A 25,528-nucleotide genomic window follows, 5' to 3' on the forward strand; every position below is an offset into this window, starting at 1 on the left:
ACAACCGGAAGCAATGATAGCAATGCGATCAATTGAGGACAAGCTGTCCCAGACGAGCCGCTAGAAAATCCGCCACGCAATATAGACCAGTGTCAGCGCGATCACCCACAGCGCCACCCGGCCGGAGCGGGTGTAGCGGGCTTCGGCCTTGCCGATGGCGCGCGATGTCGCCTCGTCGAAGCGCAGGCCGTGCTCGGCCATCAGATCGATCTCGCGCGACAGCCGCTCGGTGCGGGCGACAAAGTCCGGCGCCTGGCGCGCGAGCGCCAGCAGCGCCTTGGCGCCGTCGCGCGCATCCATGAGCAGGCCGCTCGGACCCAGATTGCCGGCGATCCACTGGCCGACCACCGGCTCGGCCGTCTTCCACATGTTGAAGGCAGGGTCGAGCGTGCGCGCGACGCCTTCGACCACCACCATGGTCTTCTGCAAAAGGATCAGTTCCGGCCGCGTCGCCATGTCGAACAGTTCGGTGACCTCGAACAGCAGCGTCAAAAGCTTGGCCATCGAGATGGTCTCGGCCGGCTGGCCATGGATCGGCTCGCCGATCGCGCGAATCGCCTGGGCGAAGGCCGCGACATTGTGCTGGCGCGGTACATAGCCGGCCTCGAAATGCACCTCGGCGACGCGCAGATAGTCGCGGGTGATGAAGCCGTAGAGGATTTCGGCAAGGAACCGGCGCTCCTTCTTGCCTAGCCGTCCGGCAATGCCAAGATCGACGGCGACGATATCGCCGTTGGCTTCGACGAACAGATTGCCAGGATGCATGTCGGCATGGAAGAAGCCGTCGCGCAGCGTGTGGCGCAGGAACGACTGGATCAGGTTGGTGGCGATCGCCTTGAGATCGTGACCGACCGCCACGAGACCAGCCACGTCGTTCATTTTGACGCCGTCGACCCACTCCATGGTCAGCACGTCGCGGCCGGTGCGTTCCCAGTCGACCGACGGCACGCGAAAACCGGGATCATCCTTGGTGTTTTCGCCGAGCTCCGAAAGCGCTGCCGCCTCGAGCCTGAGATCCATCTCGACCTTGGTGGTCTGCGCCAGCGTCTCGGTCACCTCGACCGGCCGCAGCCGGCGCGATGACGGGATGTACTTTTCCTGCAGCCGGGCGGCGAGAAAATAGCTTTCGAGATCCTGGAAGAAGCGGCGGCGCACGCCAGGCCGGATCACCTTCACCGCCACCTTGGTATCGACGCCATCATGGATGGCTTGCGCCGGATGAACCTGGGCGATGGAGGCGGCTGCGACGGGATCGCCGAACGCGGTATAGAGCTCGCCGATCTTGCGCCCGAGCGAACCCTCTATCGCCGCCACTGCTTCCGCCTGCGGGAAGGTGTGCATCTTATCCTGCAGCATGGCGAGGTCGAGCGCCATGTCGTTGCCGACGACATCGGGCCGCGTCGCCAGGAACTGACCGAGCTTGACGTAGGAAGGCCCGAGCCGGACCACCGCCTTGGCCAGCCGGTCGCTGCGCTCGTAGGCGAGCGCGCGGCGGCGGGTGAACAGCCTGGCCATGCGCCAGCCGAATTTCGGCAGGCCGGTGAGTTCGTCACCCGGAAGTGCCGCGATCACGCCCTCGCGGACCAGCACCCAGCCGGCCCGTGCGAGCCGAAAGGCGGCGCCGACGCTGCTCATGCCCAAGCCCGCTTCAAATTGGCCTGCTGCAATTCGGCCTGCTGCAAACTGTCCTGCCTCAAAGCTTCCAGCCTGAATGCAGGGCGGCAATGCCGCCGGAATAATTGCGGAACGAGACCCGCTCGAAGCCGGCGCGGGTGATCATCGAAGCAAAGTTCTGCTGGTTGGGAAATTTGCGGATCGACTCGACCAGATAGGAGTAGGGTTCGCCGTCGCCGGTGACCATCTTGCCGATCTGCGGGATGGCGTTGAACGACCAGGCTTCATAGACCTTGTCGAGCAGCGGCATCTCGACCTCGGAAAATTCCAGGCACAGAAACCGCCCGCCGGGCTTCAGCACGCGGAAGGCTTCCGTCAGCGCGACATCAATGCGCGGCACGTTTCGGATGCCGAAAGCGATGGTGTAGGCGTCGAAGGTAGCGTCCGCAAAAGGCAGTTCTTCGGCATTGGCCTCGACGAAATCGGTGCTTCCGGAGAGGCCCTTCTTCTCAGCCCGGTCGCGGCCGACGCTGAGCATCGAGCCATTGATGTCGAGCACCGTGGAATGCGCATTGCCGTGGCTGGCATCGACGATGCGGAAGGCGATGTCGCCGGTGCCGCCGGCGACGTCGAGCACTTTCCAGCCCGGACGTTTCGGCGGATTGAGCCATGTCACCATGGCGTCCTTCCACAGCCGGTGCAATCCGGCCGACATCAGGTCGTTCATCAGGTCGTAGCGGTTCGCCACCTTGTGGAAAACGTCGTTGACCAGGGGCTGCTTGTCGCCTGGCCCTACGCTCTTGAAACCATAGGAGGTTTCCATGCCGCCCGCGGCTGTGGTTCTCTCAACTGACATTATTTTGATCCGTCATAAAACCGGCGGGACCATAGCCGATCGATGGTGCGGGCGCTATTGTTTAAGGCGCGGTGTTCAGCCGCGCTTCCAGGTGGCGGGTTTGTGAAGACCTGGACTGACCGACGGGATGTTTGAATGCCTTTGAAAGCAGAACTGCACTGCCATATTGAAGGGGCAGCGGCGCCCGAGCTCGTCATTCGCCAGGCGCAGAAATATGGCAAGGACACCTCGCCCTATATCCAGAACGGTTCCTTCGTCTGGCACGATTTCACTTCGTTCCTCGCCGCCTACGATTTTTCCGCCGATCTGTTCCGCACCGAGGAGGACTATGCCCGTCTCGCCGACCATTATCTGACCAGCCTTGCCCGTGACGGCGCCATCTATTCCGAGGTCTTCACCTCGCCCGACCATGCTGTCAGGGCCGGGCTGTCGCCCAAGGCTTATACCGACGCGCTCGGCGAAGGCATGCTGCGCGCGAAGGCCAAGACCGGCATTGAGGGCCGCATGATCGTCACCGGCGTGCGTCATGTCGGCGTCGAATCGATCGAGCAGGCGGCGCGCTTCGCGGCGCGCTGCGGAAATCCGCTGGTCACCGGCTTCGGCGTCGCCGGCGACGAGCGCATGGGCGAGATGGAGGATTATGTCCGTGCTTTCGAGATCGCCCGCGAAGCCGGCCTCGGCATCACCATCCATGCCGGCGAACTGACCGGCTGGGAGACGGTGCAGGCAGCCCTCGACCACATCCGCCCGTCGCGCATCGGCCACGGTGTGCGCGCCATCGAAAACCCCGATCTGGTGCGGCGCATCGCCGACGAGGGCATCGTGCTCGAGTGCTGCCCCGGCTCCAACATCGCCCTCAAGGTCTACGAGACTTTCGCCGATCATCCCTTCCCCGCTTTGCAGGCTGCCGGCTGCAAGGTGACGCTGAACTCCGACGATCCGCCCTATTTCTGGACCTCGCTGAAGCGCGAATACGACATTGCCGCCGAGCATTTCGCCATGAACGAAAAGGCGCTGACCGCCGTCACCAAAACGGCGATCGAGGCGGCTTTCGTCGACAGGAAGACCAAGACTGCGCTCCTGGCACGTCTGAACAGCGCCACGCGCTGACCGCTTCCCGACGATTTCCCGCGACAAAACTGTGGCCGGTCACGCCCAAGCGGTTCCTTGGCCGGCGCATTGTCGCTAGGGTCTTTCCCAAGCAGCGAAAAATTCAGGAGCAACCCATGCAGGGCGTCACCGTCGTCGACCACCCGCTTGTCCAGCACAAGCTGACCATCATGCGCAAGAAGGAGACGTCGACCGCCGGGTTCCGGCGGCTGCTGCGCGAGATCTCGCTGCTGCTCGGCTATGAGGTCACCCGCAACCTCGAACTGACGACGACCACGATCGAGACGCCGATCGAGACCATGGAGGCGCCGACGCTGGAGGGCAAGAAGCTGGTCTTCGCCTCGGTGCTGCGCGCCGGCAACGGCCTGCTCGAAGGCCTGCTCGACCTGGTGCCGGCGGCGCGCGTCGCCCATATCGGCCTCTACCGCGACCACGAGACGCTGGAGGCGGTGGAATATTTCTTCAAGGCGCCGAGCGATCTTGCCGACCGGCTGGTGATCGTCGTCGATCCGATGCTGGCGACCGCCAATTCGGCGATCGCGGCCATCGACAAGCTGAAGGGGCGCGGCGCCACCAACATCCGCTTCCTCTGCCTGCTGGCGGCGCCCGAAGGCATTGAGCGCTTCACCAAGGCGCATCCCGATGTACCGGTCTTCACCGCCTCCATCGACCGCCAGCTCAACGAGAAGGGCTACATCATGCCCGGCCTCGGCGATGCCGGCGACCGCATGTACGGGACCAAATGACGGCGGCTGGCAAAGCCGGCTGACATTCCGTCGTTTACCGCCCGTTTACGCAAAGCCTCGGTTTCGGGCCGGCGTTAAAGCGGCAAACACCATGTGCGGACAAGAATGGGCCTTCACGAAGGTCCATTCATGCTGCGCAAGCTTCTCATTCTGGGCGTGTTCGCGGGAACATCGGCATCGATCCCGATCGTCTACCAGTCGAATCCGCAAATACTGGACAGTCTGCTGAAGTCGACGGTTGCCAGCAAGCCGGCCGCCGAACCGCCGCCTGAGCTGAACCTCGCTTCGGTTCCCGACAAGCCGGCCGCACCGCTGCCCACCGGCCGCAAGGTATTGGTGGCGGCTGACGAGCGCGGCCATTTCACCTCCGCCTTCAAGCTCAACGGCCGCCAGGTCGACGGCATGATCGACACCGGCGCCACGCTGGTCGCCATCAACACCTCGACGGCGCGGCGCATCGGCATCTCGCTCAACCCGTCGGATTTCAGCCATCAGGTCAACACCGCCAACGGCGCGATCAGGGCAGCCGTGGTCAACATCGATCGCCTGCAGATCGGCAAGATCAGCGTCGACAACATCCAGGCGGTGGTGCTCGACGACAGGGCGCTGCAGACCAACCTGATCGGCATGAGCTTTTTGCAGCGGCTGGCAAAATACCAGGTCGAAAACGGCACCTTGCTGCTCGTGCAGTAGGCTACTTCCACTAACCGCGCGCCAGCACCCGGCGGATGACAGTCTTGTCGGCGGCCGGCTTGGAGGCGCCGACCGTATAGGCCGAAAGCACGGCGGCCGCGGCTGCCTCGGCCTCCGCATGCGTGCGGGCATGGACCAGCGCCAGCGCATCGCCGGCCCGCACCTCGGCGCCGATCGGCAGCAGCCTTGTGATCCCGACCGCATGGTCGATCTTGTCGTCCGGCCGCGTCCGCCCGCCGCCGAGCCCGACCACGGCAAGGCCGATATCGCGGGTGGCGATCCCGCTGACAAAGCCATTCCCGGTCGCCTTGACCGCAAACTCTACCGCCGCCTTGGGCAGGTATTTCTCCGGCTTCTCGACAAAATCGGCGGGGCCGCCAAGGGCGGCCACCATGCGGGCGAAAATGGCCGCCGCGCGACCGCCGGCAAGCGTCTCGGCGGCCCGCCTGAGACCATCTTGCTGCGACGAAACCAGCCCCGCCGATTGCAGCATCTCGGCCGCCAGCGCGAGCGTCACATCCTCCAGCCGCTTGTCGCGGAACCGTCCGGTGAGGAAGTCGACGGCATTGCGCACCTCGACCGCATTGCCGGCCGCCGATGCCAACGGCTCGTTCATGCCGGTAACCAGCGCCGAGGCCTTCAGGCCGGCGCCATTGGCGACCTCAACCAGACTGTTGGCCAGTGCGGTTGCGTCGCGCGACTTCTCCATGAAGGCGCCATTGCCGACCTTGACGTCGAGCACCAGCGAACCCAGGCCGGCAGCCAGCTTCTTCGACAGGATCGAGGCGGTGATCAGCGGCACCGATTCCACTGTGCCGGTGACATCGCGGATGGCATAGAGCCGGCGGTCGGCAGGCGCCAGATCGGCGGTCTGGCCGATGATGGCGCAGCCGGTCTCCAGCACCGTCTTGCGAAAGCGCGCCACATCTGGCTGGCTGATATAGCCAGGGATGGCATCCATCTTGTCCAGCGTGCCGCCGGTATGGCCGAGGCCCCGACCCGAGATCATCGGCACATAGGCGCCGCAGGCGGCGACGATCGGCGCCAGCATCAGCGAGACATTGTCGCCGACGCCACCCGTCGAATGCTTGTCGGTGACCGGACCCGGCAGGTCCGACCAGTCGAGCACGTCGCCGGAATCGCGCATCGCCAGTGTCAGCGCCACCGCCTCGTCGCGGCTCATGCCGTTGAAGAACACCGCCATGGCGAACGCGCCGACCTGACCGTCCGTGACGCTGCCCGAGGTTACGCCGGCGACGAAGGCCGCAATCTCCTGCGCCGACAGTTTCTGGCCGTCGCGCTTGCGGCGGATGATTTCCTGCGGAAGCATCAGGCGTCGTCGCCCTTTGGCTCCGGCAACCCGTCCTGGAACACATGCGCAAGGATTGTCGCCAGCCGCGCGCCGCCGATCGGCGCCATATCCTTGGTCTCCTGGTGCGACAGCTCCGCCCCGGTCATACCTGCGGCAAGGTTGGTGATTACCGAACAGGCGGCAACGCGCAGGCCGAGGAAGCGGGCGAGAATGACCTCCGGCACGGTCGACATGCCCACCGCATTGGCGCCCATGATGCGGGCCATGCGGATTTCTGCCGGCGTCTCGAAGCACGGGCCGGAAAACCACATATAGACGCCCTGGTGCAGCCTGGTTCCGGTGGCTTTTGCGGCGCGTTCGATCGCTGCGCGCAAGCCGATGTCATAGGCTTCGGTCAGGCCGACGAAGCGTCGGTCGCTGGGCTCGCCGATCAGCGGGTTGGAGCCGGAGAAATTGATGTGGTCGGTGATCATCATCACCGATCCCGGCGGCATATCGGGATCGACCGAGCCGGCGGCATTGGTGAGGATCAGCTTGGTGATGCCGATGCCGGCAAGCACTTCCAGTGCCGGCCGCATCGCCGCGGCAACGCCGTGCTCGTAATAGTGGGCGCGGCCCGACAGCATCAGCACCGGCGTGCCGGCAAACAGCCCCGCCACCACCTCGCCGGCGTGGCCGGTGACCCCGCTGCGGGGGAAACCCGGCAGGTCGGCATAGGAGACGCGCACGGCATTTTTGATCTGGTCGACAAGCCCGCCAAGGCCCGACCCCAGCACCATGGCGGTGGTCGGCGCCAACCCGTCCAGCCGCTCAACGAGATGGTCCAGAGCTTCTTTCATGTCAGCCAATCTTCATTTCAAAATGTCGCCGCGGAATCCGTAGGGCAGCATGTCGCCCATGGTCACGGTCTCGACCACGCCGCCGTTGTCGCAGAGGTAGAGTTTCGTATCCGGCCGGCAGAACTCCGCCAGCCTCTGCCGGCAGCCGCCGCAGGGCGAGCACTTGGCCATGCGCGAGGCAATGACGGCGATCTCCACGATCTTGCCGCCACCGCCCATGATGTAGTGGCCGAGCGCTGTGGTCTCGGCGCACCAGCCTTCCGGATAGGAGGCGACCTCGATGTTGGCGCCGGTGAAGACACGGCCGTCCTCGGTGCGCAACGCCGCACCCACCGGAAACTTCGAATAGGGCGCGTAAGCCTTGCCCATGGCTTCCTGCGCGGCTTCGAACAGATCATGCGACATTCAGACGTTCTCTCCGACGATCATGGTCAAAACCCGGCGCTTTGCGTTTTCCTGGCGCCTTTCAAGCACCGAGCCGCACGTTCGGCTCAGCAGCCCCAGACTAGCGTGACCGGATCACCGTTCCTTGACATAGGGCACGCCGCCGGCGCGTGGCGGGATCGCCTTGCCGATGAAGCCGGCAAGCAGGATCACGGTCAGCACATAGGGCAGCGCCTGCATGAACTGCACCGGCACCTTGCCGATGAGCGGCAGCGGCGAGCCCTGCAGCCGGATCGCCGCCGCGTCGAGGAAGCCGAACAGAAGGCAGGCGAACATGGCGTTGACCGGCCGCCATTTGGCAAAGATCAGCGCCGCCAGCGCGATATAGCCCTTGCCTGCCGTCATGTCCTTCACGAAGCCGCCATTCTGCACCATCGACAGATAGGCGCCGGCGATGCCGGTCAGCACGCCGGTGCAGATCAGCGCCCGGTAGCGCAGCCAGGCGACCGAAATGCCGGCGGTGTCGACGGCGGCCGGGTTCTCGCCGACGGCGCGCAGCCTGAGGCCGAAGCGGGTGCGAAACAGCACCCACCAGGTGAACGGCACCATGGCGAAAGCGAGATAGACCAGGATCGAGTGGCCGGACAGAAGCTCGGAATAGATCGGTCCGATGACCGGCACATCGTGGATCGCGGCGGCACCAGGCAGAGTGATGGCCTCAAAGCGCTCGCCCGGCTGCAGCGCCGGCGTGCGCCCGCCCTGCTGGAACCAGGCCTGGCCCAGAATGATGGTCGAGCCGGCGGCGACGAAGTTGATCGCCACGCCGGAGACGATCTGGTTGCCGCGATGAGTGATCGAGGCAAAGCCGTGCACCAGGGCAAAGGCGACCGACATCACGATCGCCATGCCGAGACCGAGGAAGGCCGAATGGAAGACCGAGGCCGCGGCCGCACCGGCAAAGGCGCCGACCAGCATCTTGCCTTCCAGCCCGATGTCGAAGACGCCGGCGCGCTCGGAATAGAGACCGGCGAGGCAAGCGAGCAGCAGCGGCACCGACAGGCGTATGGTCGAGTCGAGGATCTGCACGATGGCGATGAACACATCCATCTCAGGCGCCCTTCCCTTTGACCGCTTCAATGCCGACCGACCTTGGACTGAACGAGGCGAACAGCGCCTGGACGTAGGGCCGGAACATGTGCTCCAGCGCCCCGGCAAACAGGATGACGAGGCCCTGGATGATGACGATCATGTCGCGGGAAATCGCCGGCATCTCGAAGGCAAGTTCGGCGCCGCCCTGGTAGAGCATGCCAAACAGGATCGCCGCCAGTACGATGCCGACCGGATGCAGCCGGCCCATCAGCGCCACGGCGATGCCGACGAAACCGGCGCCGGAGACGAAATCGATCGCCACATTGTGCTGGTCGCCCATCACCGGGTTCAGTGTCATCATGCCGGCCAACGCGCCCGAGATCATCATCGCGATGATGATGATGCGGGTCTCCGAAATGCCGGCATAGCGCGCCGCTTTCGGGCTGTGGCCATAGGTGCGCATCTCATAACCGAGTTTGGTGCGCCAGATCAGCAGCCAGACCAGGAAGGCCATGACCAGCGCCAGCAGGAAGCAGATGTTGAACGGCGCCGAGCGGATCTTGGCGCCGAACAGTTCGATGATCCAGTTGAGCTTGGGCAGTTCGGCCCCGGCGAGGAAGTTGCGCGTCTGCGGCGCCTGCGAAGCCGCCGGCTTCAACGGCCCGACCAGCAGATAGACCATGATCGACGCGGCGATGAAGTTGAACATGATGGTGGTGATGACGATGTGCGAGCCGCGCTTGGCCTGCAGATAGGCCGGGATCAGCGCCCACAACGCACCGACCGCGGCCCCGGCGGCGATCGCCAGCGGGAACGTCAGCCACCAAGGCAACACGCTGTCGAAGGCGAGACAGACCACGCCCACGCCGAGGCCGGCAATATAGGCTTGGCCCTCGGTGCCGATGTTGAACAGGCCGCAATGCGCGGCCACCGCCACCGACAGGCCGGTGAAGATGAAGGTGGTGGCGTAGAACAGGGTGAAGGCGATTCCGGTTCCCTTGCCGAAGGCGCCTTCTACCAGGATGACGGCGGCGCGGAACGGGTTCTCGCCGACCAGCATGACGACGAAACCGGCAACGATGAAGGCCACCGATAGATTGATCAGCGGGATCAGCCCATAATCGGCCCAGGCAGGCAATTTGGCGTAAGGCGTGCTCATTCTGCCGCCTCCTGGCGCTCGACGCCGGCCATCAGCAGGCCAAGCTCGCCTTCAGTCGCCTCGGGGCCGCGCTCGCCGACGATGCGGCCGGCAAACATCACCAGGATGCGGTCGGACAGTGAACGGATCTCGTCGAGTTCGACCGACACCACCAGCACCGCCTTGCCCTGGTCGCGCATGGCGATCAGCCGCTTGTGGATGAATTCGATGGCGCCGACATCGACGCCGCGCGTCGGCTGACCGACGATGAGGACACCGGGGTCCTGTTCCATTTCCCGCGCCAGCACGATCTTCTGCTGGTTGCCGCCGGAGAAATTCGCCGTCTTCAGGCGCGGATTGCCGGGCCGAATGTCGTATTTCTCGATCTTGTCCTTGGCGTCGGCCATGATCGCATCGATGTTGAGGAACGGCCCTTTGAGATAGCGCGGGTCGTCATGATAGCCGAGGATCGAATTCTCGTTCTCCTCGAAGGCCAGCACCAGCCCGACATGGTGGCGGTCCTCCGGCACATGGGCCAAGCCCCGGTCGCGCAACTCGCCGGGGTCGGCCTTGCCGGTGAGGTCGATCGGCTTGCCGTCGAGCATGACCGAACCGGAGACGGCATGCCTTATGCCGGATATCGCCTCCAGCAGTTCGGACTGGCCATTGCCGGCAACACCGGCAATGCCGACGATCTCGCCGGCTTTGATATCGAAGGAGATGTCGTCGACCATGGTGACGCCACGGGAATCCTTCACCGTCAGGTTCTTGACCGCGAGCTTGACGGCGCCGGCTTCCGCCTCGCCCTTTTCGACGCGCAGCAGCACGCGCCGGCCGACCATCAGCTCGGCGAGTTCCCCCACCGTCGTCTTGCTGGTCTCGCGCGTCGCCACCATCGTACCCTGGCGCATGACCGAGACATTGTCGGTGATGGCCATGATCTCGCGCAGCTTGTGGGTGATCAGCACCACCGTTTTTCCCTGGTCCTTCAACTGCTTGAGGATGCGGAACAGATGGTCGGCCTCGGCCGGCGTCAACACGCCCGTCGGCTCGTCGAGGATCAGGATTTCGGCGCCGCGATAAAGCGCCTTGAGGATTTCGACACGCTGCTGCAGGCCGACCGGCAATTCCTCGATGATGGCATCGGGATCGACTTCCAGCCCGTATTCGCGTTCGAGGCGCTCCAGTTCGGAGCGCGCCTTGGCGATGCTCTTTTTCAGCAGCGCATCGCTTTCGGCGCCGAGGATGATGTTTTCCAGCACGGTGAAATTGTCGACCAGCATGAAGTGCTGGTGCACCATGCCGATGCCGAGCGCGATGGCGTCATTGGAGGTCTTGATCGACGCCGGCTTGCCGCCGACGCGGATCTCGCCGCTGTCGGCCTGGTAGAAGCCGTAGAGGATCGACATCAGCGTCGACTTGCCGGCGCCGTTCTCGCCGACAATGCCGTGGATGGTGCCGCGCGCGATCTCCAGGTTGATGTCGCGATTGGCGCGCACGGCGCCAAAACTCTTGTTGATGCCGATCAGCTCGATTGCGGCTTGCGCCATGCAGCCTGTCCCACTCTTATTTTTTTATCGCTTGGTCAAAACGCCTAGCATGATGCCCCACCCGTGCCAATTGGCGGCGCAGGCACACTCTCGACAAATCCCTGTACGATTGTCAATTTCGAACGTGACCTGAGACCTTCACATTCACTAATATACAAAGCTCAATGCCGCAGCATTGTGCAGCTGCATGCGCCAGGACCGAAGGATTTTCTCGATGATCATGCCTGCCGACCGGCTGACGACGCTGGAAATCCGCGCCACTGAACAGGAAAGGACCATTGAAGAACTGTCCGGCCAGATTGCCGAGCAATGGAAGGTGATCGAACGCATGCAGCGCAAGCTCGAGGCGCTGGCCGAGCGTTTCCTGGCGCTGGAAGAGCAGTCGGCGCCCGATGTGCCGGTGACCAAACCGCCGCACTGGTAGCAAGGAGAGGCTGATGGCCAGTGAGAGCGATCGCGTTGCCCGTGCCGGCGACTATGTGCTTGGCCTGATGAACGACCGCGACCGGGAACGCGCCGAGCGCGACCTCGAGATCGACCCCGCCTTCCGCGACACGGTGATGCGGCTGGCCGAGCGCATGCATGTCTTCGACCGCGCGGAGCCATCGGGCGATCGTGATCGCTGGCGGCTGATCTCGCAGCGCATCGCCGAAATGCCGCAAATGCGTGTGGTCGGCCATGACGAGGCAAAGCCGACGCCGGTGATCAACAGGCTGGAGCGTCGCCCCTACGGCGTCGGCGTGCATTCGCTTGGCGGTCGACGAGGCGCCGTCATCGCTATCGTTCTGATCGTGGTCTTTGCGTTGGGATATCTCGTGGGCTTGTTGTCGGCGGGCAGCGCGCTTTTGCCGTGACCTGCGAGCCAATCGGATACGGCGCTCCCCCTCTCCGTCTCGGCTTCGCCGAGCCACCTCTCCCCCACTTTGTGGGGGCGAGGAATCCAGGCTCTCCGAGGCCGCGACCTCCGAGATTAGCGTTTCCTCGCCCCCATGAAATGGGGGAGAGGTGGCTCGGGCGAAGCCCGAGACGGAGAGGGGGCTGGCGCCAACCCGAGGCGATTACCCTGCTCCAAAAACAAAACCGCCGGGCTTTCACCCGGCGGTTCAAAACCTTAATCCTTGCCGATCAATACGGGCAGGCGTTGTCGGCGGTGTAGTCGTGGACCTGGATCGTGCCGGCGATGATGTCGGCCTTGGCCTTTTCGACCGCCGCCTTCATCTCGTCGGTGACCAGCGCCTTGTTGTTGTCGTCCATGGCGTAGTCGACGCCGCCTTCCTTGAGGCCGAGATTTTGCAGGCCGCCTTTGAAGGTGCCGTTCTTGCCGTCCATGAAGGCGGTGTAGACGGCCACGTCGACGCGCTTCAGCATCGAGGTCAGCACCTTGCCGGGCTGCAGGCCGTTCTGGTTGGAATCGACGCCGATGCCGAGCTTGCCGGCATCCGCCGCCGCCTGCAGCACGCCGACGCCGGTGCCGCCGGCCGCGGCATAGACCACGTCGGAGCCCTGGTCGATCTGCGTCTTGGCGATCTCGCCGCCCTTGGCCGGATCGTTCCACGCCGCCGGCGTGTCACCGGTCATGTTCTGGATGACGTCGGTCGCACCGGCAGACTTGGCGCCGCCGACATAGCCGCATTCGAACTTGCGGATCAGCGGAATGTCCATGCCGCCGATGAAGGAGACCTTCTTCGTCTTCGAGGCCATCGCCGCCAGGATGCCGACGAGATAGGAGCCTTCGTTTTCCTTGAAGACAAGCGAACGGACATTGGGCATATCGACGGCATCGTCGATGATGGCGAAGTTGAGGTCGGGATATTCCTTCGCGACCACCTTCAGCGCATCCTCCCAGGCAAAGCCGGCCATGACGATCGGGTTGCGGCCGTCTTCAGCGAAGCGGCGCAGCGCCTGCTCGCGCTGCGAGGCGTTGGACACTTCGAACTCGACATAGGCGGTGCCGGTTTCGGTCTTGAACTTTTCGGCGCCGTGATAGGCAGCCTCGTTGAAGGATTTGTCGAACTTGCCGCCAAGATCGTAGAGGATGGCCGGCTGGACATCCGCGGCGAAAGCCGGAAGAACCATTGCGGTTGCGGCCAGGAGGCCGAGAACGATACGTTTCATGTGATCCACACCCTGTCGGTTATTCTTTTCCGTTACGCGCCGCCCGCCTGCCCGGTTCTCCGGCAGGCATGCGACATCAGCCAGGAGCGTACTCCCCTCCCGCTCCGGGCAATCTGGCACGGCCCGAAACAAAATTCACGCGGAATTTTGACCTTTTGGAAAAGCATGCCCAAGGCGGTGACAGCCGTGGGCGGGAGCCGCCTTGTCGTCGCAAGTCCGCCGGGAACAATCCGTCAGCCCGGCGCGAATTCTCCGCCTCGCCGGCGGCGCCGGTAGCCAATCGCGTAGAGCAGCAAGGCAAGTACTGCGAACACGGCGAAGCCCGGCTGGGCCAGTACCCAGGCGATGCCGCCGTCCCAGACCATCGGATTGGCCTTGGCGCGCACGAAGGTCTCGAAGGCCGCGCGGGTGTCGGGCGACACCGCCAGCCAGCTCGAATTGAGCGGCGTCATGACCAGCGCGGAGGCTGCCACCGAGCGCGTCGCGTCGAGCACCGCCATGATGACGGCGACCGAAAGGGCGACCATGGCCGCGAGGCGAAACAAAAAACGCAACATCGAAATCTTCCTCCGGTCCTCAAGCTCCTCCCGAGGACCTTCCGGTCAAGACGAGGAATAGAATGCGTAGGCCCGGCGCGCAATCGGCCTGCGCGAATTTGAAGCCCCCGTCCGCCTATATGGTCGCCTTTCGGCTGCGCCGATGGACGAGCCAGACGGCAAGGATGCCGCCGGCAATCGCGCCGACCACCAGCCCGGCAAGGCCGATGAACAGGGCGAAATAGCCGCAGCCGCCCTCGAAACAGCTGATGTCGGTGACTTCGGCGATGACAGCACCCAGCCCGAAGCCGGCGACGGCGCCGACGACCGCGCCGAGGATGATGCCGAGCAGGGCTGCGGCAATCGAGGCGAAGGCTGACGGCGCTTGCGCTTGCGGTCTGGTATAGACAGCCGCGGGTCCCGCATCGCGACGCAGCAGGTAGATGCAGAACAGGCCGATGCCGATTTCGGCCGCAGTGATGGCCAGGCTTCTGGCGGAGAAGACGAACTCCGGCACAGCCAGCACATAGACCTGCCTTGCCAGCAGAAAGACGATGACGGCGATCTGCCAGAAGGTGAAATGGCGCGGGAAGTGCGCCGAACGGCCGAAGGCGAGGCCGAGCAGATAGAGCCCCCACAGGATGGTGATGATGTCGAAGGCCAGCGCGCCAAGGACGAAATAGAAGACCGTGTCCGGCAGGCCGGAACTGCCCACCAGCCACCAGGCCGAGACCAGCCCATAGGCCGACAACGCCATGACGAAGAGGAGCCAGACCACCGGGATGAAGGACAGGTCCGAACGCCTGGGCGGCAACCCGCCTGGGATGCCTCCGGCTGGCGTTCCGCTGGCCGGCTGTTCGTTGCTCGATGTCATGTCGGACAATGCCCCCCGCAAAGCCTCTGCCTCACTCGACAGCTGGCCAGGCGCGAAGTCAAGCGCGGCCGGCCCTGCCGCCACGCCTGTGCACACCATTCGCAGCCGAGGCGCCCCTTGAAGCGGAGGCGTTGGCGGCCCGAGGAAACGATGCATGGCCGGCAAAGCGAATAGACTGCCGTTATGGCTTGGCATTCGCCGCCGGATCGACTAGATGAGCCCCGCGCCTGTTTGATTGACGGGCGCCGGGAAGGGCATCCGCTGGTTGGCGGCGCCCCTGACGCGGGTCCCCCCGCACTTCCCAAAGGGATGCATCTCCCCAACCCGCGCGGCACAACCGGCCGTCGCGCTATGCACAAGACGGAGAGGTGGCCGAGTGGTTGAAGGCGCACGCCTGGAAAGTGTGTTTACGGGAGACCGTAACGCGGGTTCGAATCCCGCTCTCTCCGCCAATGATATTGATTTTATTACGTTTTTTGACGTTTTTCTCCCGATGCCATAACCCAGCCCAAGCGGCTAAACCTTCATGTTATCCGTAGCGCCTTCGTTGAGCGCACTAATACCCTCGCACAATTGAGAAACGGCGCCGCCGTTGGTAGTTTCCAGATGTCGGCCATCTACTCCTCTCAAGCGATGGCGGCCAAGCTTCCCCCGAGCTTGAAATCAACCGGCTGCCTCACTCCCCCAGGCAGCGGGTTTTATGGAACAAATAGAGACACAACAAAAAGCCCGCCCAAGCGGCTCGTCGGAACCTGCCGACTGCGAGAGGGTTGAGTCTCGTGGCGGCGGAGCATTTGTTTGTCCCTCAACAGCGATGTCGGGCCTCGTAACCCTAATTCGCCGTCACGCCTCATCATTCCCAAATCACCATTCCGTATGGATCATTCCGCCTTCTCCGCGTTGAGCAAACCCATCACGGGATGATTCATCATGGGCGACCATCTCGCAAGGATTGGCGCGACACAGTCAGCGCCCTTGCCATTGAACTCCGCGGCAAGCTCGCTACCAGCTGGTGACTGGAATTGGGATTCCTGTCGGCCGCGCGCTGGCGAGCTGAAGGCTTCTGCGACACGCCCTGCCAGACCATGACGTGAAGGAAAGTCTCAGGTATGCCTTGAGGCGGCCTCTATCCCGCCCTGCCGGCGCTCTATAGGCTTCTCCAGCTTTGGCGCCGACCATCTTCCCTTTGCTGAGATCGTCAAGCGCACCATTGCGGGAAGCGAAGCTTGCCAGTGGTTTCGCATCCTCCCGGAACATCTCGGTGACAGCGACGTTCGTTTGGATGGCTATAGTTACCGGAGTCGCGGCTGACCTGGTGGTTCTATTTGTCGTGCTGCTGTCAGTTCGAGACCTTCAAAGCGCGCCCAGCTATTATTGGCTCTATCGCCGGCTGCGCAAAGGCTCCTAGCGCCCCCGGCGATTTTTTGGGTGGCGAAACGTGAGGCGAGATTGCGTAAGGGAGGTCGGCATGTTTTCCCTGTTACATGCGCTTCATGTCCTGCCGCAAAACGAGGCGATGGGCTATTGCCGATGCTGTTGACCATATCGGGGTGGCTGCATGAACAGCCGGTTTGGGCCGGTCGGACAACGCCGTTGCTTGGAGCCTACGCCTTTGCTTCGTTCAACGAGGCGTCGTGCGCCTGCTGCTCGCGCTCCCATCTTTCGTCCTCGTCAGCTTCCTCTTTATCCAGTTCCTGCCGTCGCTGCCTGATGGAGTTCATGGCGCTCTCATGGCGGCTACGAGCCCGTTCGAAAACGGCGTTGGCTTTGGCAATCACTCGTTCGCGTCGCCTTTTCTCACGTTCGCGCTCGCCTTCGGCTCTTGCGCGATCAAGGGCCTCACGTTTTCTTTTCTTTTCGAGAGCCGCAGCGCTCCGCTCCGCTTTCTCTGCTGATTTGGTGCCGGCCTTCTCGCTAGCGCGCGGGCCTTGCACACGATCCTGCGGAGCCTGCTGACCCGCGTCGGGTGCTGTCGGAAGCGCAGCCTTTTCAGTGAAGTTCTCGCGCGATCCGACCGGTCGCCGCAACACCACGCCCGGCTTGGCTGTCGCTGCTTCAGCCACCTTGGGGTCTTCCGTCTGTTTCGCGAATCCGCGTTTGAAGATGTCGGGGTCCGATCCCCATGCTTCTGCGGCAGCCTTCATCGATGGTGCGGCGACGGCAAGGTCGAAGAAGCCGATAGAGGTTTGATACACTTTGAGTTTCTTAGCCATCCGATAGAGACACTTACATGCTTAACCTCTTGGATCGAGCTGTAGATGGAGCTTTGCTCTTGGGAGTAAAGAGCGGATTCTTGCCTTGCCCAGGTGCCGTCACGAGGGCGCTATCACATCTTGCCCTTCTCGAATGCAGGCCTCCAATGGTGGTTCCGCACTTCTAGACGGGATAGGCTGCGGAAACGGCCAGAGCCCTACTCGGCCCTATGCGCCTAGACAGTTGGCTTGGTGCGCGGGTCACAAGGCTAATAAGCCTTCTCTAGCGGCGCATGATTGGCGCGTTTGGTCGCGCTCCGCGGCCTTGCGCGACCGCACCATGCTCGACGCCGCTGTCCCGCTTATAGTTGCATGCTGTGGAACCACGAACATTGGCCAGCGCCAAGCCACCCCTGAGCGATTTTGAAAGCCCGCGCTCTTTCGGGAGTAGCGCGGGCCGATCGGAGGCCCGATCTTCGGCAGGCGATGGAGGGCACCACCCGCCGCATGCCTCAACATTTAGCGACAACTAATGTTCCTTCAGGCCACAATCTCGCACCGGAACCTAGCCGGGCTGCCGACGTTTCAACTGTATGTACAACCAAGGAGGCCAAGGCCATGGATTGGAACCGCGTTGAAGGTAACTGGAAGCAAGTTAAGGGCAAGGTTAAGGAACAGTGGGGCAAACTGACCGACGACGATTTGGACCGCATCGCCGGCAAGCGCGACCAACTCGAAGGCAAGATTCAGGAGAGATACGGCATCGAGAAGGACCGGGTCCGGCGAGACATCGATGACTGGTATTCGATGCAAGGTTGGTAGATCGGGACTCCAAGAGCTTTAATTATAAAAGCGCGCTTGGCAGAGCGCGCTTTCTGTTAATTTGATCAGCCTTGCCATACGCTCCGGGCCGGTGCAGCCTATAAAGGCCGTCAGTGAGGTGAGAGCGCGGCAAGGGACAGCGACATCACCAGAGCAACAATAACAAGCGTTGCCAATATCCCTACAGCGATCCAGAACCTTTTTGACTTAGGCACGGTCATCCACGCTCGCCTCCGGCACGGTTCTGCATTGCCTCAAGGATGGCCTCCAAAACGCTACCGACCTCTTCGCTGACCTCGTCTGCGCTGATGTCTTCCTTGTCGGCTGCCGTCATTGCCTAGTCGGCAAAGATCGGTGATGGCCGCCGGGTCGTCGGTGATGGCATGCGGCACGTGTTTCTGCCATCCATTTGTCGAGGAATGGTTCCGCGTGTGCTCACCTGATGCCAGCCTCCTTTTCCAACTCACGGAGCTTGGCCTTAATCTCCTCAGGGTCCCCATGTTCAAGCCCGATGACATCGTTCCTGGTTTCCTTGAGCGCGACAATGATCTCGTCAAGCTTGGCATGGATCGCGGCTGTGTCCCGGTAGCCTTGGATCAGCACCACACCGGTGATGACGATAGCCGCCACCGAGAGGGCATAGGTGATAGCATTTGTGAGACCGAACGGGACCAGCGCCGTGCAAATCACCATGGCCACGATCATCACGTAAAACCCGGGTGGTCGGGAAAGAAAGTCCGCCGCAAGGAAGAGCAGACGGTTCATTGTTCACTCCGCTTCGTCTGGGGATCGAGCAAATTGTCTTCCTTAGGGCACATACGATTCACCGCTCTTGCCCATAGTCAGCGTCCGAAATGACCAAATGTTCCAACGGCTGATCGCCGCTTGCCTTGGTCCCCGGCTCAAAGAAAAAAGCCCGCCGGCGCGGCCCCAGCGGGCTTGTCCTTTCAGTTGGGCCTATTTGCCCATCTGCATTGCCATTTTGCAGAAATCTGCGTGCGACTTCGCGACGGCTTCGTCGGCACACTCCTTCATGATTGCGGCGCGGTCGTCCGCACTCATGGCCGTCCACGCAGCCTTCGTTTCCGCTTCCGACTTCATGGTCTTCATGCCGGCGTCGGTGAAGAACGGCGACATTTTCGCCGGGTCATCGAGCGCAGACGTGCCGGTGGAACTTCCGGCGAGGGCCGAACCGGTCATAAGAGCAAGCGATGCGCCGAGAACAAGCATTTTCGAGTTCATGAAAATTCCTCCTGATGTTAGCTGCTTGAATGCAGCCGTGCTAATGCAATGCCGGCTAGGAAAAAAGGTTTCCAAAAGAACCTGAAATTGTAGCATTCGCTTCCGATGCGCCGGTGCCTGCGACGATCGAGACAGGTCCGGGATTGTCGGCGAGCAGTTTCGCAAGGCTGCCATGCCGTCAGCCATTCTTCGACCGGCGTCCATATTTGTCGCCATTGGCAATGAATTCCGTGTAAGCCGCCTCCAACTGCTCGACTGCCTGGTCCTTTGAACTTTCTCGTCCGCCCACGCTGCAGCCTCTACCCGTGTCGGGATCGGTCCCGTTGACGAACCATGCCCAGCTGCCGGGTTTATCACCGCTGACCGTGGGCATGATGCGCCCGGCTCTGTGGTCGCCGTGACGGGCCGAAAAGTCTTGGGGAACCTCGCGTCCGCCGATAACGGTCCGTTCCCACTTGAGGTGCACCCGTGCCCCTCTATCACGCGCGAAGGCAAAAGCCTCGAAGCGCCGGAAAACATGAGCCAACTCGATGCCCGCCTGGTCGATCAACCGGAAGCCGCCTTCGGTCTCTTCGACCTCCAACCGTTCTGTCATGTCGGTCCTCTCACGCTCGAAACCTCTCAGTGTGCCAGACGATCTTCCCATCAATTTTGATCGGCTTGTGAATGACCAGGCGCTTTGGCAGATGCTCAGGGTGAACTTCCAGAAGCGTGATCTTGATATTTGACCTGCACCGACTGCAGTCGGACTTCAGGCGCAACGGGTCAACGCCACCGCCGTAGACCATCATCAGGTCGGCCGAGCGGCAGTAAAAGACGTTGCCACAGGTGCACTCCGCCTTCACAAGCATGTTGTGCCGGGTTGCCTTGCCCAGCGTGTCGATCGGTTCATGCGCCATAAGAACAGAAAGGGAACAAATTCCTTGAACGTCAAGCCGGATTGTGGAATCTTTTCAGCATGAGCGACGAACCATCGCGGCTTGCCGAAGGCATGGCGACCGTCCCACGCGAAGGGCGGCGCGTCGAAAATCATGCGTGCGAGCATCCCGGATGTGGCAAGGATGCGGGCTTCGGCTTTGCCCGACAGCGCCAGCCATCGCACTGGTTCTGTTTCCTGCATCGCGGCGACGGCGAGCGGTTTTTGTAAGAGGCAAGAAATGTCAGTCCACGTGTTGCCGGAACCCAAGTTGCCGAAGCTGATCGTGGTTATGGCATTCGACCGCGGCGAGGATGGCGAGTTGTTCACGGCGTTCGGGCCGGCCGACCAGCAGACCGAGGAGCGCGCTATCCGCCTCGCTAAAGGCCTCGCTTCCAAACACATCGGCGTTGTTGCTTGGAGCCGCGAAGCCAATCCCGCTCTTGGCGACTATGGGCCGCCAAGCGTGCTCTTCACCGCAGGTGAAGTTCCCGACATAGAATGATCAAAGGTCGAACAGATCAGTCGGCCCTAGGCCGATCCTGTCGATGATGTCGGGCGTGTTGTTGCGCGGACTGCCGACCTTGCTGTCGATCGGCCACATCGTAATCAGACCGGACGGGAACGGCTTCATCAGGTCACGCGGATCCGGCTCCGGCCCAAGCCACCGCATGTAGTCTTCCGGCGCCAGGATGACCGGCATGCGGTCATGGATCGTCGCCATCAGCTCATTCGGCTCGCAGGTGACGACGGCAAAGGTTCGGATGAGTTCGCCTGTCGTCTTGTCTGCATATTCTTCCCAGATTCCAGCCATAGCGAACGGCTCGCCCGATTTCATGGCGATGGCGTAGGGCTGTTTTTTCTTCCCAGATGCATCGAGCCTCTGCCATTCGAAATAGCCGTCGACCGGCACCAGGCAGCGGCGTGAGGCATATGCCTTACGAAACAGGCCGTTGGTCGAGACGGTCTCGCATCGCGCGTTGACCGGAGGCGGCCGGCCGCCGCTGTCGCGGGCCCAGCCAGGCACCAGGCCCCATTTGGCCGAAACAAAACCGGCCATACTGGTAGACAGCTCTTCGCGGATGATGATCGGATAGATCAGGCTCGGCGCACCGTTCCAGATCGGAAAGCCATTGCCCAGCCGCTCGATATCGCCGGCATGCGCGAATTCGAAGCGTCGCACCATGTCGGGGATTGTCGATTTGACGAAAACGCGTCCACACATTTCAGCAACCGCTCCATGATGGCAAGGGAACGGCCAACATGGGAACGGAGAGAGAACAAGTCAATCCGCCAGGCCGCCGGCGGGTCCTACCGCGCAACCGCAGCCAATGTCCGGCTTGTCAATACCGGCAAACCCGAACGCGTTCCAGCACCCGGTGGTGATGGCGCCAGTGCCTCACCCACTTCACGTGGCAATGACGATGATGCCGGTAATAGTAGCGATGTGGGTAGCGGGCCACGTAGCCGGGATAATATTCACGATAGCGAGGGCCGTAATAGCGGCCGCCATAGTCGTAAAACGGGCCGCCGCCGTAGAAGGGGCCACCACCGAATAGGCCGAAGCCGCCGAACGGGCCACCGATACCAGGACCAAAAAATTGTGCATCCGCAGGCACGACCGTGGCTGCGGCGGTAGCGATGGCAATCACCGAGGCAAGTAACAGTTTTCTCATAGCAACCTCCCTGGAGCCCTTCACCCGATAAACTCCCGCATGAGCCGTATGTTCCCGATCGCTAATATGCTCTGCGCGCCACGCTTGCTGTGAAAGTCCTAGTCGAAGGTTGCTTGCAAACGGCGTGGCGGGGGAACGTGCCGGGTCATTGCGTGGTCACGTGATGCGAACCCCTCGCTTGCAAAGAACGGTGAGCCCGGAGGAAGTTAATGCTGCGGGTGCTCATGGCTTAGAAGTCGGGCTTCGCGCATCACGGATGAGAGATCGTAGCCCAGCAACGATACGAGCGCTCGCACCTGTTCTTCAGAAACACCGGTTTCACGCGCAACTTTACGCACGAACTCGACTTTCGGGTGCAACGGCTTTTCTTTTTCTTCGTCAGCCATCAAGCATAATTCGGCGACAGCTTAAAGGTTTCAGGGAAGAACGCTTTCGCTGCCGATGGCTCTCTCTACAACCTCATCGACCATAACACCACCAGTGCCACCACGACGCCGACGAAACAGAACGCGACCCAGACGCTGGTCATGGATTGCTTCACTCAGCTAAGCCGGCATCGTGGGGCACGATTGCGTCTAGGATAGCCTCGTAAACACTCCCAGTTTCTTCCTCAATTTCCACACTGCTGATGCCGATCGCCTTGGCGTCGGCGAATAGCTTCTGAGTGAGCTCGCGAACTGAGATGACGTCGGCGCCGACGGTTTCGGGGATGTTGGCCGAAATCCACTTGTACAAAAAGTCAGTGCCGCGGGTGCTCATCGAGGATTAAGCGGAGCGACTCTATTAGGTTCCGCCGAGATAGACATTCCGCAGGAAGAGCATTCAGTACCGAAGAGAAAACTAGAGCCGAATGATCTTATCGAGATGCAGGCGTATCCGCTGGCCTTCCGCAAATGACAGCGCGAACGATTCCAGATCGAATGAGCGGGTCATTTCCTGGTCTTCCTCAACCACGCGGACCAACCATTCGCCGCAGGCTTCGACCACTTCGACGCGAGGCAGGGCCCTACGGATTGGAACCACGTTATCCATCACAGCCTCCCTACGAAAAGCAATGGTAACGTCGAATAAGACCGGCTGACGGCGGTTTTCAATATCAAATGTTGGGCTCCGCGAGACTTTACTAGCTGCGGCGCAGCTATCCATTCCTAGCGTAACCCCTGCATGATGGCTTCGAAGATCGGGCCAATTTCTTCATCGATCTCCTGGCCCGGAATCCCTTGGGTTTCCGCCTCCCGTTTCGCGTCTACTGCCAAATCGATTACCAGCAAGACCGGGTCGACAATCTGGTCGTCAGGCAAACGGTCGGATATCCACTGGTAGAGAAAATCACTCCCGCGCTTGCTCATTCTTCCCGAAAATCCTGCACCGAGGCGTGGCGCAGCTTTGGCTCGCCGCGCAGCGTCTTTACGCGCATATTGATGCCCGGCTTGACCCATTCGACATCCGGGGTCACCACGGCCGTGGGCAAGCCCGCCGGCGGCCGGCCCTTGCCCTGCTGGACTCGCTTCCAGAGCCGTTCCTTGACCGCGTTGCTTGTAGCGATCACGGCTTTGCCGACATATTTGCCGTCCCTTGCGAGCAGCGCTTCGCTTCCCTTGCCGGCCTGGCGGTGGACGCCGAGCAGTTCGAATTCGCCGATGTCCCAGCATTTGACTTTCACCCAAGCCTCGTCCTTGCCGCCGCTTCGGTATGGGCTACCCCGACGCTTCGAAACAATGCCCTCGAGGCCCATTTTCTCTGCCGCCTCATAGAACGCGGCGCCGCCGCCCTCGACGTGCTGGCTGTACTGGATGATACCGTCGGCCGGCTTGACCAGGTCCCACAGTATCGCCTTGCGATCGATCGCCGGCAGCGTGCGCAGATCCTGGCCGTCCCTGTGCAGGATGTCGAACGCGACGAACGCGAGCAGTTCGGCGTTCCAGGCCATGCGCGAGTGAATCTCATGGAAGTTCGGCGGACCGTCCGGCTCGGGCGCGATCATCTCGCCGTCGAGGATGAGCGCCTTGGCCGGCAGCTTCTCCAGCGCGGCGACAATCGGCCAATAGCGCTTCGACCAGTCGTGGCCGGTCCTGGTGAAGGCACGGCCGCCGGCCCAATCGAGTACCAACTGGGTGCGAAAGCCGTCATATTTGATCTCGTGCAGCCAGTCGTCGCTGATCGGGGCAACCTCGACCAGGATCGGTTCCTGCGGCTTGATGAACCTCAACCGCTCACTATCGCTTCGCATGCACGCACACTCCCACCCGCCGCCATTAAATAAGCTTAAGCTAAAATAGTTCCGAAGCCTTTTACCGTTTGCGGGGTAGTCAATCGCAAATGACGAAGGTTTCCGAACTCGGGCCGCCGATAGTGGGCCGACGCCATGGCGACAAGCCCACCTATGATCGCGTCTACTTCTACATCTGCCGGACATGCGATCAGTGGGTCGACCGGCGAGATTTCCGGCAAGTCATCTGGCACACTCAGCCTGTGCATGAACCCCTGGAGACGGCGCCTAACATGGCAGCGGCGGCGGGGTAAGGCTCGGGAGGGCTTGAGGCGTCCGTGGGAACAACCCGGCGTCAGCGGCGTTCGGCTTGATGGCTTTCGTCACCGGGTTTGCGTCTGCAATGGTCGTCCTGTTTGTGGTGCTGCTCTTCACCCACGCAGCGCGAGACCTTAACAGTTCGCCGATCTACCATCGATTATGTCGCCGATTGCGGAAGGTGCGCTAGGCGCCCAAAGGGAGCCGGCTTGCGTCTAACTGTGATCAGGCCCATGCTCTGGACGGGCTGGGGAGGAGCGGAATTCTTTCCATGCCTTGGCCCGACTACTTTGGCCTTCCCCAGGTGTTCGGCAGTCGGGCCGCTCTCACGTCCATTTGACTTCGCAAATCGAGGCGAGCCATTAACAGCGGGCGAAGGAAGACAACCCAGGCAATGGCGGAAGCGCCTTTGAGATTGCCATGATCGTTATCTCGTTTTGGCCGCCCCCCGCCGGGGTCCTCACCTACGGCTAGATAGTGCCAGTTCTTATGATCCATTCCAGCAAGTTGGAATCTACGTCATCGCCATCCGTAAAATTGTGAATCAAAAGCGCAGCCTCATCCCGCCATCGGTCCTCTGGGATGTTCTTTTCGATGACGGATTTTACGAAGGCGCCGCGCAGGACATTGCAGTCGGAAGCCGATACACTTCGCTGGGTCATGATACGACCTCCTATCGCGGCGGAAGCGCAAAGAACTCTCGCGCACCGAGCCAATACGTCGTCGCCGGTGACCTTGGGGATCTAATGCGCTCAGAGGTGGCTTCAACCAGGACTCCCTGTACGTCCTTAACCAATCGTTGCCGATCGTTTCGGAGAGCGCTAATTTCCGTGGGCGGGTTCCGTATACCGCATTGGCCGGCGCGGGTTTCACTGTTGTCTAACCGGCAATATCGCGTCGGCCATTCGTGTTCATGCTTTGCCTTTTTTGCTCGAAGAGCTCGAGCTTGGCCGGATAGCTAAGCCTGATCTTCGCGTCACATTGGTCGCAGTTGAAGTTCGATATCACTTTGAACCACGAGCCTTTCTTCACCATCACATGGGAACAATTGGGGCACTCAAATTCCAGGTAGTCGTCGTTCAACTCCGAAATTGGCATTAAGCGACCTCCCGAAACAACGATGTGACGACACTGCCGAACGTGACGCCTTCACAAATGTTCCGTGATCCGACCTGAGCACACTAGACTCAGACCTAGGTCCTAAACTCAGACAAAAGAGTCCGAAAAGTGGGACGGTAGGGAACACTTATCCAACAGGTGAATTGATTGGCGACCGTCGATTGAACTCCCCCTCATC

The 25,528-nt window shown here is 61.8% G+C and carries 31 protein-coding genes and 1 tRNA gene; 9 read left to right on the plus strand and 23 right to left on the minus strand.

Annotated elements, in window-relative coordinates; translation table 11 throughout:
• Nucleotides 1–60 precede the first annotated feature (60 nt).
• Together ubiB and ubiE are read right to left on the minus strand one after the other, a co-directional pair.
• Nucleotides 61–1,635: a 2-polyprenylphenol 6-hydroxylase gene (gene ubiB, locus AC1DYC_RS15250; RefSeq protein ID WP_477407500.1), complete on the minus strand. Its 1,575-nt coding sequence runs from the start codon at nucleotides 1,633–1,635 to the stop codon at nucleotides 61–63.
• A gap of 58 nt (nucleotides 1,636–1,693) precedes the next feature.
• Nucleotides 1,694–2,470, minus strand: a complete 777-nt coding sequence (gene ubiE, locus AC1DYC_RS15255) for a bifunctional demethylmenaquinone methyltransferase/2-methoxy-6-polyprenyl-1,4-benzoquinol methylase UbiE (protein ID WP_477407502.1) — start codon at nucleotides 2,468–2,470, stop codon at nucleotides 1,694–1,696.
• A 135-nt stretch (nucleotides 2,471–2,605) separates the two neighbouring features.
• Here ubiE and AC1DYC_RS15260 point away from each other — a divergent pair, with 135 nt between their 5' ends.
• The 3 genes from AC1DYC_RS15260 (at nucleotide 2,606) to AC1DYC_RS15270 (ending at nucleotide 5,019) form a co-directional block, all read left to right on the plus strand.
• A complete protein-coding gene (locus AC1DYC_RS15260) occupies nucleotides 2,606–3,580 on the plus strand; it encodes an adenosine deaminase (RefSeq protein ID WP_477407504.1) in 975 nt (324 codons plus the stop codon).
• 116 nt (nucleotides 3,581–3,696) lie between these two features.
• Entirely contained in the window at nucleotides 3,697–4,326 is a 630-nt protein-coding gene (upp, locus tag AC1DYC_RS15265; RefSeq protein ID WP_095084682.1) for a uracil phosphoribosyltransferase, read from the plus strand.
• 129 nt (nucleotides 4,327–4,455) lie between these two features.
• Nucleotides 4,456–5,019 carry a TIGR02281 family clan AA aspartic protease gene (locus AC1DYC_RS15270; protein WP_477407506.1) on the plus strand — a complete coding sequence of 188 codons (564 nt, stop codon included), beginning with the start codon at nucleotides 4,456–4,458 and terminating at the stop codon, nucleotides 5,017–5,019.
• 10 nt (nucleotides 5,020–5,029) lie between these two features.
• Here AC1DYC_RS15270 and deoA read toward each other — a convergent pair whose 3' ends face one another.
• The 6 genes from deoA to AC1DYC_RS15300 all read right to left on the minus strand — a co-directional run bounded on the left by deoA (nucleotide 5,030) and on the right by AC1DYC_RS15300 (nucleotide 11,331).
• On the minus strand, nucleotides 5,030–6,349 hold the full coding sequence (deoA, locus tag AC1DYC_RS15275) for a thymidine phosphorylase (protein ID WP_477407508.1): 1,320 nt from the start codon (nucleotides 6,347–6,349) through the stop codon (nucleotides 5,030–5,032).
• Nucleotides 6,349–7,170, minus strand: coding sequence for a purine-nucleoside phosphorylase (locus AC1DYC_RS15280; RefSeq protein ID WP_477407510.1), 822 nt, complete (start codon nucleotides 7,168–7,170; stop codon nucleotides 6,349–6,351). The genes deoA and AC1DYC_RS15280 overlap by 1 nt, the downstream gene beginning before the upstream one ends.
• Nucleotides 7,171–7,182: 12 nt before the next feature.
• Nucleotides 7,183–7,575 (minus strand): cytidine deaminase, encoded by a 393-nt coding sequence (gene cdd, locus AC1DYC_RS15285; RefSeq protein ID WP_477310276.1) that lies wholly within the window; start codon nucleotides 7,573–7,575, stop codon nucleotides 7,183–7,185.
• Nucleotides 7,576–7,689: 114 nt separating this feature from the next.
• Complete coding sequence (locus AC1DYC_RS15290) at nucleotides 7,690–8,661, minus strand: ABC transporter permease (protein WP_477407512.1); 972 nt, start codon at nucleotides 8,659–8,661, stop codon at nucleotides 7,690–7,692.
• A gap of 1 nt (nucleotide 8,662) precedes the next feature.
• The gene (locus AC1DYC_RS15295; protein WP_477332312.1) at nucleotides 8,663–9,802 is read right to left on the minus strand and encodes an ABC transporter permease; all 1,140 of its coding nucleotides are present in this window, start codon (nucleotides 9,800–9,802) and stop codon (nucleotides 8,663–8,665) included.
• Nucleotides 9,799–11,331, minus strand: coding sequence for an ABC transporter ATP-binding protein (locus tag AC1DYC_RS15300; RefSeq protein ID WP_477407514.1), 1,533 nt, complete (start codon nucleotides 11,329–11,331; stop codon nucleotides 9,799–9,801). The genes AC1DYC_RS15295 and AC1DYC_RS15300 overlap by 4 nt, the downstream gene beginning before the upstream one ends.
• A 217-nt stretch (nucleotides 11,332–11,548) precedes the next feature.
• On the opposite strand from AC1DYC_RS15300, the gene AC1DYC_RS15305 reads away from it, so the two are divergent.
• Nucleotides 11,549–11,755 carry a SlyX family protein gene (locus AC1DYC_RS15305; protein ID WP_477408316.1) on the plus strand — a complete coding sequence of 69 codons (207 nt, stop codon included), beginning with the start codon at nucleotides 11,549–11,551 and terminating at the stop codon, nucleotides 11,753–11,755.
• 13 nt (nucleotides 11,756–11,768) lie between these two features.
• A complete protein-coding gene (locus tag AC1DYC_RS15310; RefSeq protein ID WP_477407516.1) occupies nucleotides 11,769–12,185 on the plus strand; it encodes a hypothetical protein in 417 nt (138 codons plus the stop codon).
• A gap of 271 nt (nucleotides 12,186–12,456) precedes the next feature.
• Here the strand turns inward: AC1DYC_RS15310 and AC1DYC_RS15315 are convergent, their stop codons facing one another.
• From AC1DYC_RS15315 to AC1DYC_RS15325, 3 genes are all read right to left on the minus strand, one after another.
• The gene (locus tag AC1DYC_RS15315; RefSeq protein WP_477286027.1) at nucleotides 12,457–13,446 is read right to left on the minus strand and encodes a BMP family lipoprotein; all 990 of its coding nucleotides are present in this window, start codon (nucleotides 13,444–13,446) and stop codon (nucleotides 12,457–12,459) included.
• 233 nt (nucleotides 13,447–13,679) lie between these two features.
• Complete coding sequence (locus AC1DYC_RS15320) at nucleotides 13,680–14,003, minus strand: hypothetical protein (protein WP_477407518.1); 324 nt, start codon at nucleotides 14,001–14,003, stop codon at nucleotides 13,680–13,682.
• Nucleotides 14,004–14,118: 115 nt separating this feature from the next.
• Nucleotides 14,119–14,856 carry a hypothetical protein gene (locus AC1DYC_RS15325; RefSeq protein ID WP_477407520.1) on the minus strand — a complete coding sequence of 246 codons (738 nt, stop codon included), beginning with the start codon at nucleotides 14,854–14,856 and terminating at the stop codon, nucleotides 14,119–14,121.
• A gap of 362 nt (nucleotides 14,857–15,218) precedes the next feature.
• Between AC1DYC_RS15325 and AC1DYC_RS15330 the strand changes: the two genes are divergently transcribed.
• Nucleotides 15,219–15,308, plus strand: a tRNA-Ser gene (locus AC1DYC_RS15330).
• 1,152 nt (nucleotides 15,309–16,460) lie between these two features.
• Here AC1DYC_RS15330 and AC1DYC_RS15335 read toward each other — a convergent pair.
• The gene (locus tag AC1DYC_RS15335; RefSeq protein WP_477407522.1) at nucleotides 16,461–17,069 is read right to left on the minus strand and encodes a cell envelope biogenesis protein TolA; all 609 of its coding nucleotides are present in this window, start codon (nucleotides 17,067–17,069) and stop codon (nucleotides 16,461–16,463) included.
• A gap of 597 nt (nucleotides 17,070–17,666) precedes the next feature.
• On the opposite strand from AC1DYC_RS15335, the gene AC1DYC_RS15340 reads away from it, so the two are divergent.
• Nucleotides 17,667–17,870, plus strand: a complete 204-nt coding sequence (locus AC1DYC_RS15340) for a CsbD family protein (protein ID WP_025583583.1) — start codon at nucleotides 17,667–17,669, stop codon at nucleotides 17,868–17,870.
• A gap of 435 nt (nucleotides 17,871–18,305) precedes the next feature.
• Here the strand turns inward: AC1DYC_RS15340 and AC1DYC_RS15345 are convergent, their stop codons facing one another.
• The 4 genes from AC1DYC_RS15345 to AC1DYC_RS15360 all read right to left on the minus strand — a co-directional run bounded on the left by AC1DYC_RS15345 (nucleotide 18,306) and on the right by AC1DYC_RS15360 (nucleotide 20,011).
• Complete coding sequence (locus AC1DYC_RS15345; RefSeq protein ID WP_477407524.1) at nucleotides 18,306–18,635, minus strand: low affinity iron permease family protein; 330 nt, start codon at nucleotides 18,633–18,635, stop codon at nucleotides 18,306–18,308.
• Between the two features lie 192 nt (nucleotides 18,636–18,827).
• Complete coding sequence (locus AC1DYC_RS15350) at nucleotides 18,828–19,112, minus strand: hypothetical protein (RefSeq protein WP_477408318.1); 285 nt, start codon at nucleotides 19,110–19,112, stop codon at nucleotides 18,828–18,830.
• 178 nt (nucleotides 19,113–19,290) lie between these two features.
• The gene (locus AC1DYC_RS15355; RefSeq protein ID WP_477407526.1) at nucleotides 19,291–19,707 is read right to left on the minus strand and encodes a hypothetical protein; all 417 of its coding nucleotides are present in this window, start codon (nucleotides 19,705–19,707) and stop codon (nucleotides 19,291–19,293) included.
• A gap of 10 nt (nucleotides 19,708–19,717) precedes the next feature.
• Entirely contained in the window at nucleotides 19,718–20,011 is a 294-nt protein-coding gene (locus AC1DYC_RS15360; RefSeq protein WP_477407528.1) for a hypothetical protein, read from the minus strand.
• 59 nt (nucleotides 20,012–20,070) lie between these two features.
• Here AC1DYC_RS15360 and AC1DYC_RS15365 point away from each other — a divergent pair, with 59 nt between their 5' ends.
• Nucleotides 20,071–20,259, plus strand: a complete 189-nt coding sequence (locus AC1DYC_RS15365; protein ID WP_477407530.1) for a hypothetical protein — start codon at nucleotides 20,071–20,073, stop codon at nucleotides 20,257–20,259.
• Nucleotides 20,260–20,269: 10 nt separating this feature from the next.
• Nucleotides 20,270–20,533, plus strand: a complete 264-nt coding sequence (locus AC1DYC_RS15370; protein WP_477407532.1) for a hypothetical protein — start codon at nucleotides 20,270–20,272, stop codon at nucleotides 20,531–20,533.
• Here the strand turns inward: AC1DYC_RS15370 and AC1DYC_RS15375 are convergent, their stop codons facing one another.
• The 7 genes from AC1DYC_RS15375 to AC1DYC_RS15405 all read right to left on the minus strand — a co-directional run bounded on the left by AC1DYC_RS15375 (nucleotide 20,534) and on the right by AC1DYC_RS15405 (nucleotide 23,934).
• Nucleotides 20,534–21,253, minus strand: coding sequence for an SOS response-associated peptidase (locus AC1DYC_RS15375; protein ID WP_477407534.1), 720 nt, complete (start codon nucleotides 21,251–21,253; stop codon nucleotides 20,534–20,536).
• Between the two features lie 118 nt (nucleotides 21,254–21,371).
• Entirely contained in the window at nucleotides 21,372–21,704 is a 333-nt protein-coding gene (locus AC1DYC_RS15380) for a hypothetical protein (RefSeq protein ID WP_477407536.1), read from the minus strand.
• 206 nt (nucleotides 21,705–21,910) lie between these two features.
• On the minus strand, nucleotides 21,911–22,090 hold the full coding sequence (locus tag AC1DYC_RS15385; protein ID WP_477407538.1) for a hypothetical protein: 180 nt from the start codon (nucleotides 22,088–22,090) through the stop codon (nucleotides 21,911–21,913).
• Between the two features lie 151 nt (nucleotides 22,091–22,241).
• A complete protein-coding gene (locus tag AC1DYC_RS15390; RefSeq protein WP_477407540.1) occupies nucleotides 22,242–22,463 on the minus strand; it encodes a DUF768 domain-containing protein in 222 nt (73 codons plus the stop codon).
• A gap of 81 nt (nucleotides 22,464–22,544) precedes the next feature.
• A complete protein-coding gene (locus tag AC1DYC_RS15395) occupies nucleotides 22,545–22,736 on the minus strand; it encodes a hypothetical protein (RefSeq protein ID WP_477407541.1) in 192 nt (63 codons plus the stop codon).
• A 116-nt stretch (nucleotides 22,737–22,852) separates the two neighbouring features.
• Entirely contained in the window at nucleotides 22,853–23,053 is a 201-nt protein-coding gene (locus AC1DYC_RS15400) for a hypothetical protein (RefSeq protein ID WP_477407543.1), read from the minus strand.
• Nucleotides 23,050–23,934: an ATP-dependent DNA ligase gene (locus tag AC1DYC_RS15405; protein WP_477407545.1), complete on the minus strand. Its 885-nt coding sequence runs from the start codon at nucleotides 23,932–23,934 to the stop codon at nucleotides 23,050–23,052. The genes AC1DYC_RS15400 and AC1DYC_RS15405 overlap by 4 nt, the downstream gene beginning before the upstream one ends.
• Nucleotides 23,935–25,528 lie beyond the last annotated feature (1,594 nt).

The sequence above is a fragment of the Mesorhizobium sp. P2_E7 genome, from assembly GCF_056403855.1.